This is a genomic window from Nitrosomonas nitrosa (genome assembly GCF_003051105.1).
GTDB classification, from domain to species: domain Bacteria; phylum Pseudomonadota; class Gammaproteobacteria; order Burkholderiales; family Nitrosomonadaceae; genus Nitrosomonas; species Nitrosomonas nitrosa.
The window spans coordinates 1-12,416 of the sequence record NZ_QAOO01000025.1 but is presented as its reverse complement, the minus strand read 5'-3'; the positions used below and the strand labels follow the sequence as shown (position 1 = coordinate 12,416).

The 12,416-nt window shown below is 47.4% G+C and carries 14 protein-coding genes and 1 pseudogene; 9 read left to right on the top strand and 6 right to left on the bottom strand.

What is annotated here, in order from left to right:
* Window positions 1-5: 5 nt before the first annotated feature.
* Window positions 6-128, bottom strand: a complete 123-nt coding sequence (locus C8R30_RS16460) for a hypothetical protein (RefSeq protein ID WP_258192038.1) — start codon at window positions 126-128, stop codon at window positions 6-8.
* Window positions 129-290: 162 nt separating this feature from the next.
* On the opposite strand from C8R30_RS16460, the gene C8R30_RS12455 reads away from it, so the two are divergent.
* The 4 genes and pseudogenes from C8R30_RS12455 to C8R30_RS16695 all read left to right on the top strand — a co-directional run bounded on the left by C8R30_RS12455 (window position 291) and on the right by C8R30_RS16695 (window position 4,684).
* Window positions 291-3,686, top strand: a complete 3,396-nt coding sequence (locus C8R30_RS12455; protein ID WP_107790240.1) for an ATP-binding protein — start codon at window positions 291-293, stop codon at window positions 3,684-3,686.
* Window positions 3,687-3,789: 103 nt separating this feature from the next.
* Window positions 3,790-3,954 carry a hypothetical protein gene (locus C8R30_RS15970; RefSeq protein ID WP_177182364.1) on the top strand — a complete coding sequence of 55 codons (165 nt, stop codon included), beginning with the start codon at window positions 3,790-3,792 and terminating at the stop codon, window positions 3,952-3,954.
* Window positions 3,947-4,321 (top strand): ATP-binding protein, encoded by a 375-nt coding sequence (locus C8R30_RS16700; RefSeq protein ID WP_420812409.1) that lies wholly within the window; start codon window positions 3,947-3,949, stop codon window positions 4,319-4,321. Before C8R30_RS15970 ends, C8R30_RS16700 begins: the two co-directional genes overlap by 8 nt.
* A 22-nt stretch (window positions 4,322-4,343) precedes the next feature.
* Window positions 4,344-4,684 (top strand): annotated as a pseudogene (locus C8R30_RS16695) (ATP-binding protein).
* Window positions 4,685-4,709: 25 nt separating this feature from the next.
* Here the strand turns inward: C8R30_RS16695 and C8R30_RS12445 are convergent.
* Window positions 4,710-4,916 (bottom strand): universal stress protein, encoded by a 207-nt coding sequence (locus C8R30_RS12445; protein ID WP_090672615.1) that lies wholly within the window; start codon window positions 4,914-4,916, stop codon window positions 4,710-4,712.
* 67 nt (window positions 4,917-4,983) lie between these two features.
* Between C8R30_RS12445 and C8R30_RS16690 the strand changes: the two genes are divergently transcribed.
* On the top strand, window positions 4,984-5,193 hold the full coding sequence (locus C8R30_RS16690) for an IS30 family transposase (RefSeq protein WP_090672612.1): 210 nt from the start codon (window positions 4,984-4,986) through the stop codon (window positions 5,191-5,193).
* Between the two features lie 188 nt (window positions 5,194-5,381).
* Here C8R30_RS16690 and C8R30_RS12435 read toward each other — a convergent pair whose 3' ends face one another.
* From C8R30_RS12435 to C8R30_RS12425, 3 genes are all read right to left on the bottom strand, one after another.
* Window positions 5,382-6,725 (bottom strand): adenylate/guanylate cyclase domain-containing protein, encoded by a 1,344-nt coding sequence (locus C8R30_RS12435; protein ID WP_107790239.1) that lies wholly within the window; start codon window positions 6,723-6,725, stop codon window positions 5,382-5,384.
* Between the two features lie 70 nt (window positions 6,726-6,795).
* On the bottom strand, window positions 6,796-8,097 hold the full coding sequence (locus tag C8R30_RS12430) for a Tc toxin subunit A (protein WP_181258745.1): 1,302 nt from the start codon (window positions 8,095-8,097) through the stop codon (window positions 6,796-6,798).
* Between the two features lie 230 nt (window positions 8,098-8,327).
* The gene (locus C8R30_RS12425; RefSeq protein WP_090672603.1) at window positions 8,328-8,558 is read right to left on the bottom strand and encodes a type II toxin-antitoxin system Phd/YefM family antitoxin; all 231 of its coding nucleotides are present in this window, start codon (window positions 8,556-8,558) and stop codon (window positions 8,328-8,330) included.
* Window positions 8,559-8,900: 342 nt separating this feature from the next.
* Between C8R30_RS12425 and C8R30_RS12420 the strand changes: the two genes are divergently transcribed.
* On the top strand, window positions 8,901-9,758 hold the full coding sequence (locus C8R30_RS12420; RefSeq protein ID WP_258192039.1) for a site-specific integrase: 858 nt from the start codon (window positions 8,901-8,903) through the stop codon (window positions 9,756-9,758).
* A 369-nt stretch (window positions 9,759-10,127) separates the two neighbouring features.
* On the opposite strand, the gene C8R30_RS12415 is transcribed toward C8R30_RS12420, so the two are convergent.
* Window positions 10,128-10,352 carry a RepB family protein gene (locus tag C8R30_RS12415; RefSeq protein ID WP_177182386.1) on the bottom strand — a complete coding sequence of 75 codons (225 nt, stop codon included), beginning with the start codon at window positions 10,350-10,352 and terminating at the stop codon, window positions 10,128-10,130.
* A gap of 292 nt (window positions 10,353-10,644) precedes the next feature.
* On the opposite strand from C8R30_RS12415, the gene C8R30_RS12410 reads away from it, so the two are divergent.
* From C8R30_RS12410 to C8R30_RS12395, 3 genes are all read left to right on the top strand, one after another.
* Window positions 10,645-10,887: a type II toxin-antitoxin system Phd/YefM family antitoxin gene (locus C8R30_RS12410; protein ID WP_107790237.1), complete on the top strand. Its 243-nt coding sequence runs from the start codon at window positions 10,645-10,647 to the stop codon at window positions 10,885-10,887.
* 174 nt (window positions 10,888-11,061) lie between these two features.
* Window positions 11,062-11,157: a hypothetical protein gene (locus C8R30_RS16575; protein ID WP_338061151.1), complete on the top strand. Its 96-nt coding sequence runs from the start codon at window positions 11,062-11,064 to the stop codon at window positions 11,155-11,157.
* 142 nt (window positions 11,158-11,299) lie between these two features.
* On the top strand, window positions 11,300-11,647 hold the full coding sequence (locus tag C8R30_RS12395; RefSeq protein WP_219908384.1) for a Spy/CpxP family protein refolding chaperone: 348 nt from the start codon (window positions 11,300-11,302) through the stop codon (window positions 11,645-11,647).
* Window positions 11,648-12,416 lie beyond the last annotated feature (769 nt).

Genomic DNA, 12,416 nt, shown 5'->3' with positions numbered 1-12,416 from the left:
ATGGTTTACGATGCAGGGTTGTTCGGCGCCGAAGATTTCGTGCCACTGCGCTTGATCGAACGCAACACAGCTTTCTCGATCAGGTAGGCAATGACCATCATTGCCATACCTACCAGTCGGCGTTCCATTTTTCGAGTGAAAGACCTTTTAGAGATCGTATTCGTGGAAGCGTTGTTCATCATAGGTCTATTATCGATTAAAGGATTACGATCCGCAACGAGTAAATTCTTACGCTCAACGCAGTTAATCCTACCCTTGCCGGGTCGGAATATCCACCATCGACGTTGTCTATGATGAATGATCGTATATCAGCATGGCTGGATAACCTTGGTCTCAGTATATATCGCGAGTCGTTTCAGCACAATGCGATCACCTGGGATGTCCTACCCGAGCTGAATGAGGGCGATCTGGAGGCGATGGGTGTCTTACTGGGACATCGGAAAAAGCTCTTGCGCGCGATCGCTCAATTGCCACAGAGCGCTGAAGTTATGGGCCCGGGGTCTATACCCGTTGGCGTCATTCCGGAAGAGCAGCCATTCCCTCCCGAACGAGATCAAGCAGAACGTCGCCAGTTGACGGTGATGTTTTGTGATCTTGTGGATTCGACAGCACTGTCTAGCCGGTTGGACCCTGAAGACCTCCAGGATGTGGTCCGGCGGTTTTTAGACGCCTGTAGCCAAGCAATTGGTCGGCTCAATGGCTATATCGCAAAATACATGGGGGATGGGATGTTGGTCTATTTTGGATACCCCCAGGCCCACGAACACGATGCGGAACGAGCGGTACATGCCGGACTGGCTATTCTAGATACAGTGAGGGCGTTTAATCTAGACAATCCCCATCCACAGTTTGGTATTGCTGCACGAATCGGGATCGCGACGGGTCAAGTCGTCGTTGGCGAACTAATGGGGCTGGACACCGCCAAGGAACGGTCAGTGTTCGGTGAAACCCCAAATCTCGCCGCCCGCCTCCAAGCACTGGCTAAACCCGATCAATTGATCATTGATCTGGCGACGAAACGGCTTGTCGGAAATGAATTCGAGTTCTTGGATCTTGGCGCCTCTTTGCTGAAAGGGTTCGACACACCTATCCAAGCTTGGCAGATTCTGAGTATCAGGCCGCCGGCCAGCCGGTTTGAGTCCTATCGATCCAGCCAATTAGCCAAATTCGTAGGCAGAGAACAGGAGCTCTCACTCCTGTTGGGGCGCTGGCGCGAAGCCGTCGGCGGCGAAGGACAGGTCGTGCTCCTAAGTGGTGAGGCTGGCATCGGAAAATCGAGAATCGCCCGTAGTTTGCGTGACCGCCTCGCAAATGAACGGTACCAGTCGATTCAATTTCAATGTTCACCGTACCATTCCAATACGGCGCTCTATCCGGCAACCACTTTTCTGCGGCAGGCCGCGGGGCTGGCCAGTCAGGACAGTGCCCAGGCACAACGGGAGAAGCTCGATGCCATGGCTCGCGAAAGCGGCATCGAGAACCAGGACACGGTGTCATTGCTGGCGGATCTGCTCTCGATCCAAGGCGATCACCGGGCCCCGCCGCTCACGGTGTCATCCGAAACACGCAAAGAAATGACGCTGGAAGCCCTGGTGCAGTATCTCGAACGGCTGGCCAATCGCAACCCAGTGTTGTTCATTCTGGAAGATGCCCATTGGCTGGATCCCACCACGCGGGACCTCCTGACGCGAATCATTGGACGCATCCGGCAGATGCGCGTGTTGTTGCTGATCACATTTCGCCCCGACTTCAAGCCGGTGTGGGCGGAATATAGTCACGTGACGTCCCTGACGCTCAGTCGGTTGCCACGTCGGCAGAGTGCCGAACTCGTGGTGGCAATGACAGGAGGAAAAGTGCTTCCGCCCGAGGTGCAGCAGGCGATTCTGGCCAAGGCCGATGGCATACCCCTCTATATCGAAACGTTGACGGAAAATGTACTGGAATCCGGGCTGCTGACTGAGGGAAACGATTCATTTACCTTGAAGGGCCCATTAAAGGGATTGCCCATTCCGGACAGTCTGCAAGCGTTGCTCATGGAACGGGTGGACCGATTGGGGTCGGCCAAAGAAATTGTCCAAACCGGTGCAGCAATAGGGCGTGAATTCACCTACGAGCTGCTGCGGGCCACTGTCGAAGTGCCGGACAGCGAGTTGAGGAATGCACTCGACCTGTTCGTCGCTTCCGGGCTCGTTCTTCAAGAGGGTGAGATACCTCTTGCGACCTACCACTTTAAGCATGCGCTCGTCCAGGACGCGGCCTACAGTACCCTCCCCAAGAAACCCCGGCGCATTCTCCATGCTCGCATTGCCAACACCCTGGAGAACCGGTTCGCCGAGAGGGTTGCATTGGAACCGGAACTCCTGGCCAATCACTATGAACAGGCAGGATTGACCGGTCCGGCGGTCGAGTATTGGCATCGTGCGGCTCGTCGAGATGCGGAACGATCAGCCAACGTTGAAGCGCTTCATCATTTTAACAAGGCGCTCGATGTGCTCAAGGATCTGCCGCAAGGCTCGGAGCGGAATGCCATGGAGTTGGAGCTCCTACTCGCACGCGGAGCCCCCATGCTGTCCGTCAAAGGCTATGCATCCGACGACATGGGAGAAAATTATCGAAGGGCGAAGGACTTGTTACAGGAGACCAGCGGCTCCGTGCATCAGTTTCTCGCCATTAAAGGATTATGGGTCTTTCACCTGGTCAGAGGGCAGATCGCTAAAGCTTGCAGCCTGGCCGAAAATCTCCTTTCTCTGGCTACTCAAGAGCAAATCTCAGATCTACTGATTGATGCTCACCACCTGTCGGGTTCGACCTATTTCTTCCTTGGCCGGTTTGACGAAGCAAAACATCATCTGCTCACCGCAATATCCCTGGATGATCCGAATCAACACCGCTCACTGGCCTTACGCTATGGGCAAGATCCTGGGATAACCGCGAGGATTTTGCTAGTCAGGACATTATGGATATTGGGTGAGGTGGAGCAAGCTGAAATGCTGGCGCTGGAGGCGATTGGCATGGCGAGGGAGTTGGAACACCCATACACTCTGGTTTTTACTTTAGTTTTTCTTTCCCGGATCTATTCCGCTGTCCGCAATGCGACGAGAACACTGGAGCTCACCGACGAAGCCATTGCGGTATCAACACGATACTCCTTTGCATTGGGATTGGCGTGGGCGACGTCCTCTCAAGGCTGGGCGTTGGCCGAAAATGGCCAGAAGGAAGGGCTCGGCAAGTTACTACACGGGCTTTCCGCTACTCGGGATACAGGTGGAACTCTCGATAACACGTTTACACTGGCGTTGCTGGCAGAAATCTATTTACGGAACAACCGCATTGACGAAGGGTTGGCCGCCATTGAGGAAGCGCTGAAGCTTGCTGTCACTGGGGGAGAACTGTTTTGGCACGCGGAACTGCTTCGACTGAAAGGCGAACTGCTGCTGGGACAGCCCGACGAATCAGTCCAGGAAGCAGAAGAGTGTTTGTGTGAAGCCTTAAAGATCGCGCAGGATCAGCATGCAACAATGCTTGAACTTCGAGCCGCCACGAGCCTGGCTAAACTTTGGAGAAAACTCAATAAAGTGGATAATGCCAAGCGCATCTTACATTCTATTTACTCCAGATTCAACGAACACGTCGACAACCTCGACTTGATTGAAGCGAAAACAGTCCTTGAACAGCTTAGTGTGTGAAGTCGCTGCTGTTGTAATCTGCCCCACTTAGACGAGTCCAAATCCTATTTGAGGCAGTCGATGCATTGCTGTACTGGGGGGCGCGTTTACCGGCATGTGATCCATGCACTGGCAGCAAAACCCGCTACCCGAACTGAAAGCGCTGCAAAAACGGTTTATCCGGCGTCATGCGACACAACCGGACATACCAGCAAAGCAACACACCATCGACGCGTACGACCAATTACTCAGCGGAAGCTGGATAACGCAGGAGATGGCTTATGTCTGAAGCGCTGCCACTAATGCTCAAAGAACTCAGATTGCCCACCTTCGGGCAATATTACCAGGATTATCAAGACCGGGCCTCTGAACATGCCTGGAGTTACAGCCAGTATCTTGCTGCACTTTGTGAACAAGAGATAGCTCAGCGTTTCCAAAGTAGAATCAGCAGCTGGACGCGCGAAGCCAAGCTGCCACGTGGCAAAAGTTTTGCCACACTGGCACTCAATGACTTACCCCAAGCAGTTCAGAAAAAAATTATTGCACTTCGCGACAATACCCAGTGGGCACATCAAGCGGATAATATCTTGCTGATCGGCCCTTCCGGCGTAGGCAAATCACATATTGCCGCCAGCACTGGGGCTGCATCTGATTGAACAGGGTATTAGAGTCAAATGGATGCCGGCAACGGCGCTGGTTAAGCACTTGCAACAAGCCAAAAAAGACTTGGATCTGATGACTGCTATGACCAAACTGGATAAATACCGCGTTCTGATTATTGATGATATCGGTTATGTCAAGAAAACTGACTCAGAAACACAAGCTTTGTTTGAGTTTATTGCGCACCGGTATGAGAGCGGTAGCCTGATCATTACCTCGAACCAGCCTTCAGCCAATGGGATCAAATCTTTCCTGACACCATGATGGCTGTTGCTGCGATCGACCGAATCATCCATCACGCAACTATCATTGAAATCGACAGCGAAAGCTACAGGAGGAAAAATCAGAAAAAATCATGACGTAATAAACAAACTCAACCGGCCATCATAATTGTCGCGAAATCGGCCATGGTAATTGACGCGAGACAGTGGACGCAGGGTTGTGCGGCACAACCACCTGCACAACGAAGAGTTCCGCGCCGTACCGCTCGGCGAACGAGGCGGCCCATTGAACGGCCTGCTCGGCTGTTTCGGACCGATCGGTCCCGACCATCACGCGCCGCACCGCGGCGTGCTCAAGGTGATTTTTCATAGGCTCATTTTTCTTGCTGGAGAGTGATAAGAGTCCAAGGTGAATTCGTATCATAAGTGCATAACCCGTGTTTATCAAGCTAGGATGCTTGCCAGCCGAAGCAGACAAGGGCAAGGAGTTCGCTAAGCATGAACAGGTAGCGGATACTCTTGAATGTGAAACATATTTTGCCAAGCCCTACCATTCGTGGGAGCGTGGTCAGAATGAGAACGCCAACGGGCTGTTACGCCAATACTTCCCCAAAGCGAGGGGGCTTCTGGATGTGACCACCCAGTAGGTGTTGGAGGCTGTACACAAACTTAACAACAGGCCAAAAAAGTGCCTGGGTTTTAGGGCGCCTTACGAGATATTCCACGAATTGTCGGGCACAGACGCTGAAAAATTGGTGGGTTATGCACTTATTACTTGAATTCAAGCAACACCTTATCCGGGGGTAAGATCTTTGCCCGCGCCGTTCGCAGCACCTCATAAGACGGCAGCAAAAAGATGCCACTCGCCGGGCACCCCCTTCAACACGTGGGAGCCGCGGTCTATGAATTCAATTCGCGAACCGACCACAAGATCCTTCACGGTACTGGATACCAGGATTTCGCCTGGTCCGGCCAATGCTGAAACGCGCGCCGCAATGTTTACAGCGATTCCGGCTATGTCATTTGCCATCATCTCAATCTCCCCGGTGTGCAAGCCGCTTCGGATTTCCAATCCGAGTGAACGCACGGAGTTGCGGATTGCGTCAGCGCAGCAGATGGCTCGTCCCGGACCATCGAACGTCACCAAAAAACCGTCTCCAATCGTCTTGATCTCCTTGCCGCGATAACGAGCAAGCTCCATGCGAACGTGATCATCGTGGATGGCGATCAGTTTTTTCCACTTTTCGTCTCCCAAAGCGACTGCGCGCTCGGTCGATCCGACCACATCGGTGAAAAGCACCGTCGCCAGCACCCGGTCCGTGCTGGGGCCTCGCCGCACCCCAATGAGCTCGGACAGAAAATTTTCAATTTGCTGATCTACCGCGTTCAAGTCGCCGCCAAGGGGAAAGTGATCCCCGCCTTCCAGTTCAACGTATCGCGCACCAGGGATGTGCTCGGCAATGTACCGGCCGTGTCGAACATCCACAAAGGCGTCATGGGCCCGGTGAAGAACCAGAGTGGGGACAAAAATCGTGGGTAATACATGCCGAACGTCCCCTTCAAAGCCCATGCGAAGAAGACCTACAGCTGCACCGGGACTCGCGGCCATTCGCTCGTAGCGACCCCACCAGGCGCAAAATTGCTCATCATGCGCCAAGCTCGGTGCAACGACGTTCACGGCCGCGCCATCACCCCAATGGGGTTCGAGCGAGGTCAAAGAGCTTTCGAATTCAATCGGATCAAAACCCCAATCGTAATCTGGCGCCTTGAGAGCGCGCGCCCACGAGCCATACACCACTAAGGCTGTGGTTCGTTCAGGATAGGTCGCGGCAAACAGCATGCACAGGGGCCCGCCCTCGGAAATCCCGTATAGAACGGTCCGGCTAGAGCCAACGGCGTCGAGGACTGCATGGAGGTCCTCCATGCGATCTTCAAGCGTTGGCAGGCTTTTCGACGAAACCCGGTCAGACAGGCCGGTCCCGCGCTTGTCAACCAAAATGAGGCGACTGAACGATGCCAGCCGGCGAAAGGAGTGAGCCAGCCTCGGCTGCTCCCAGGCCACTTCAAGATGGCTGATCCAGCCAGGCACCAATACGAGGTCGATCGGCCCTGCGCCGAGCACCTGGTAGGCAATATGAAATTCGCCGCTCCTGGCATAGTGAACAGATGGAATTTCCATGGCTCTGTGTTGTGGTCAAACAAAACCGGACACTTTGCTAAGTCCTTTTTCAAATTGTATTGGCGACATATCACCAATGGTTGTATGAATGCGCTGAGCGTTGTGGTAGGCGAATAGCCAGAGCAGGATGGATCAATTTTACTGAATTTTTCGGATAGATTCCCTCTGCCAGCACGACATCTTCGTGATTAAACAGGCTATCAAAAAATGATTTTTCATTTTCTTCTAAAGAGATAGTGGGAAGGCTATACAAAACTGAGAATAATTCTTTAAATGATATTTTCAGTTGTTCCTGCAATCGCAGAATATTGCCTATTGTAGTGAGAATAACCGCTGCAATATCCGAAGCAATTCCTAAGACTTTAAATTGAGAAAGCACTAAATCCAGCTCTTCAATGGCCCATTCGGTTTTTTGCCACAAACGCACAAAGCGATGCGCCCGATCAAGGACATTGTAGGTTAGGTTCCTAACCCGCTCTATGTTGTTTTGAATGCTGTCGGCATTGATTTTTTCACCCCTGATTTCAATGTTGTCAGCGCCTTCATTGGTGATGAATTTGGTCTTAAACAATCTGCCCAACTCTTTGCGATCAACTTTCATCGGCTTGAGCAGTAATTGGGCATTAAAGGGGGAGATTTTTCCCGAAGCTTCAGCAAAGTCAATTCCATATACTCGGTTGATAAACGCTGGACTGCTATCCGGCGTAATAATAAGCTCATATTCCTTGTCGGAAAGATGCAGTCTGGCTTTGGATACTTCCTCTTGCGGCTTTTTTAATAGCAGAGCTATATGTTCTCTGGTTTTTCCGAAATGGCCCAGGTAGGTGGCCACTGATTCAAGGGGATGATGATAAGGTTGGGTGAAAGCATGTACACCATTTTTCCAAGTGCCTGGCTTCTCCAGTGCAATTTCAGTTTTGTAAACAAACTCTTCAACTGCCGTTCGATCGTTAAGATCTCCGGTAAACCCTTTTTTATTGGCGATGTAGGATTCCAGAATTTCATTGATGATATCGAGATATGGTACCAGCGTAGTGGTATTGTCACAGGTAAGCGGCAAGGTCCAAAGATCAGGCCTTCTGACTTTCAGATTGAGCACATGATTGGCTTTTGATCCCACAAAATGTTTCGAAATGACATAGCGTTCTACAAACTGCATTAAATCCACGAAGTAAGCAGCAGGGGAATAAATAGATTGACAATGTTCACAATCGCAAAATGCCATATCTCCGAACAGATCCTGGTAGCCCGGAATTTTTCTGAGATAATCCTTTACATCCGGCCCCAGATTGCCCACCCATAACCAGTCAAAGCTACCTGCAAGAATATCCAGAATTGAGCCCATCATCCCTGTCGTTTTGATAATGCTCATATGAGCATTCTCGAAATACTTTGTAGCTATCGCCACATCCAACTTGGTAGCTTGTATGAACTCAGGCAGAGTGACCGAAGTGACATGAAATGAAGAATAGAAACCGGCCGCCATAATGGCTTCGGTATGCTCTATGTCATTGGTAAATGAATACACCCGCTGGTAAGACTTAACCGAATTAAGTACCATCTCTTTTTCTTCCGGCTTGAAGCCATCAAAATTTAATAGCTTTATACAGTTTCGATATCTAACAAAATTTCTTGGTCTGCTTGTTCTATGCCTGCCTTTAAATCTGCCTTTAGTGCTTTTAACTTAAACTGCTGGAAAGCAGCATACTCATGCTCAGAAATTAATACTGCAATGGGTCGACCTTTTTTCTCAATAATGACAGGGGTACGCTGTGCTGTATCAAGTAATGCCCCAAAATGCGTTTTGGCTTCTGTTGAAGCAATCGTCACCATAAATTTCTCCTAAAATGATTAATATAACTATTAGCATTGTAATGGTTATTACAATCAAATTGAATAAATCTAAAAAAAGATAAATAAATCTTACTTTTTATACCTACCCATCTAACTATTGATAAAATATGTTATCGATTTATGATTCCCGACTCCTTTATATATGTGATAATGTCCTTTATCACATATATAAATGATAGAATAAATTTTTTATTTTTTACTTTCTAGATAATAAAGAATGTCCCAGCATTTATTACCCCTGACACAAATTTCTTATCCAGAAATTGTTAGTGCGACGGGTGAACGAGCGAAAATTCGTTTTTTGGATTTTTTGCATCTTATATTCGGAATCCTCACACTCGCCGTGCATATATCCGTGCAGTCCTAGATTTTATGAGTTGGTGTAAAGCCCAAGCCAATATTGGGTCATTGGTAGAGATTGAACCTTTACATGTAGCTGCTTGGATAGAACTGCAAACCACAAGACTGTCTGCTCCAAGTGTTAAACAGCACCTGGCAGCCATTCGCCATTTATTCGATTGGCTGGTAATCGGTCAAATTGTGGCAGTTAACCCTGCTTCTTCTGTCAGAGGACCAAATCATCGAATAAAAACTGGGAAAACTCCCATTCTAGATAGTGAAGATACCAGACGATTACTGGATAGTATCGATGTCAGCAAACCTTCCGGATTAAGAGATCGAGCACTCATTGCATTGATGGTTTATTCGTTTGCACGGATTGGTGCTGCTTTGGCGATGAGAGTTGATGATGTTTATACTCAAAACAGAAGACTCTGGGTACGCTTGCACGAAAAAGGCGGAAAACGGCATGAAATGCCATGCCATCATAATTTGGAAGAATATTTAATCGCCTATATTAATGAAACAAACTTGCGTGAAGACCCAAAGGGTTTTTTATTTCGCACCATTGGCCGAGGAACTGGGCAATTAACTTCATCTCCTTTAGTACAAGCCAATGCCCATGCCATGATACAAAGGCACATTAATAAATCGGGCATAGCCACAAAAGCAGGAAATCACAGCTTTAGAGCTACAGGAATTACCGCTTATCTAAAAAATGGTGGGACTTTAGAAAAGGCAGCTATTATGGCCAATCATTCCAGCACACGCACTACACAGCTCTATGACCGGCGTCGAGATGAAATGACACTTGATGAAGTGGAAAGAATTATGATTTAGAAGATGCAAGAGTGGTTGGGCATGCCAATATCGCTACCACAAGGATTTATGATCATCGCAAAACGCGGCCACAGGATAGTCCGACGTTTAAGGTTGTGTATTGATTGCAAGATAGAATTACAGTGTAACTAGAAAGAATCAGAGTATTTGCTTCTTAATTCGCGATATCTTTCATCAGATCCACAGACAAGTACATTAATAATCTTGTGCTGCTCACGCAAATGCCCAGGCTTGTGGAATTCACGAACATAAAGCAAATAGTCTCGAAGAATGATAAAGAACTCAATGATCTTTATCATAGAAATCCTCTTTTTAGTTATAGTATAACTAGCATGAAAAATAATTTAAGCAACAATACCAGCAGAAAAATCATAAATCTCCATGGTTACAGTCTAACCGTTCTGCAAGATCATTGATGGCTTTTTCGATAACCTCACGCTTTGTGAGACCTGAGGCTCTTGATATCCGGGTTACATTATTAAATGTATACGGCTGAACAAAGGCCTGTAATCTACAAAGCGGCTCATGGCTTTCTGAAAATGATAAGTGTCTTTCACGATAAAGTTTTTGTTTTTCAGCATTAGTTAGCGGCATGATGAAATCTCCCTTAATCATTTAGTTACAGTATAACTGGCTGTAACGTAACTACAAAGGAGAATTGTTAAAAGATTTTAAAAGTTACAGTATAGCTAATACTGTCATCATGTAAGATTGTTGGTAACAACACTCTATCATTACTTCCTTCTATTTTAAGAAGGATAAGGACATTATCATTTATATTTAAGTAATTGTAATGATATTGGATATTCAGTAATTCTATTCTAGTATCAAAAAGGAGTTTATGATATATAAGCTAGACTGAGTCTAGCTTATATAGGAGAAGCTTATGAAAGAAATTGGAGCTTTTGAAGCCAAAAACAAATTTGGAACTTTACTCGACTGGGTTGAAAGTGGTGAGGAAGTATTGATAACCCGGCACGGCAAAGCTGTGGCGAGAATGATTTCCGTCGTGCCTTGTTTTAATCGTGCCAAAGCGCGACAAGCTGCTGCCAATATTGCAGCTCGAAGAATTGGTGTCACACTAGGCGGCCTGAAAATTAAGGACTTAATTAATGAAGGTCGTCCATGAGCTTGGTTCTTGACAGTTCAATGGCTCTAGCATGGCTGTTCGAGGATGAAAATTCGGACCAGGCCACGAATGTATTGGACCAAGTAACTGAGATAGGAGCGACAGTTCCGTCACTCTGGCGTTTAGAGGTCGCCAATGCGCTACTAATGGCAGTACGGCGGTCATATCAAAAAATTGAGAAAAAAATTGGCTGATTTGATTCCTGAGAAAGAAGTAATTCACTCGGTGTATGGAGCAGGTTACCGGTATGATCCACAAAATATCGATTAGGATCGATTTGGTAAAAAGAACTAACTTTCACATTTTTTTCACAATCATTGCAAATTGTTTGCGCATTTATTGGGTATAGTGATTCACTAGAGCAGCGATAATAACGCTCTACTCTATAATCACTAAATAAGGAGAATTAGCGATGAACGTTAAACTTATCTTTATGGTAGTCGCTTTAGCGCTTCCTCTTTCGGTAACAGCCTATTCAGGCGGAAAGGGAAATTACGAACACTATCGCGCCAAGAAAATCGAGCGCCTCGACAAAGAGTTGGGCCTGAGCCCTGATCAGAAGACAAAAATTGAGGCCCTTTTCAAGGAGCAAGGAGAGAAGCATAGGGCAATCTATAAAGAAACCAAATCCCAGCTTCAATCCATCTTGACACCAGAACAAAATACTAAATTGGAAGAAATGAAACAACGCCGCCATGAAAAATGGCGTGAAAAACACCAGGAAAGAAAGCAAGAAAAATCAGGTGATTCTCAGTCATAAATTTAAAAAATAGCTCAGTGTGCACGGCTGAAGAAGGCCGAAATTAACGTGGTTGATGTAGGCGGTAAAAGCTGTGCACATGGCTTGCTTTTGCGTTAATACTAAACCAACATTGCGACCATTCTGGCGCTCTCCCGTCTATATAGGGGTTTTGCCGCAGAAATATTTCTTAATTTAAACGGTAAAACGGGATGAAGCGCTATCAATTAGATTCCACCACCAGTGAGACGCTACAGCAATCATAGATTTTCATCACAAGCTGTTTACTCAATCCCATTCAAAGCAACCTGCTGACAATGCAAAATGGAGGATCGCTGATCCACATATCCTAATTTCCCGTCTCTACAAAGGACATGGTAAGGCTATCGGTATTGGTCATTTTGAGGATGCAAATAGACTTACCAGAAGAATTGATCGCTCTTGCGTGGCGTACTGATTCAGCACCGTTTTTTTCGCTAGATCTTTTGCTGGACAGTTAGCACCTATTTACCGGGAAGCCCGCATTGCAACAGATATCGGAGGTAAAACTATGATATCGGTTACTGAAATGCAAGAGACATCCGTATTGACTGTCAAAAGTCGCGTATCGCGCGCAGAGAATCAGAGAATGCTAAAAACAAAAATTGCTGGGATGCTGTCAAGCTGTAATTGCGGGGTGGTGATACCTTATCAAGGCTTTAATATTTTATTTGTAGGGTCTTTATGATAGTCCAAGCTATTGAAGAGTTGATAGATTTTATGGTGTTGATAAAATCCCCTGCTATAAATA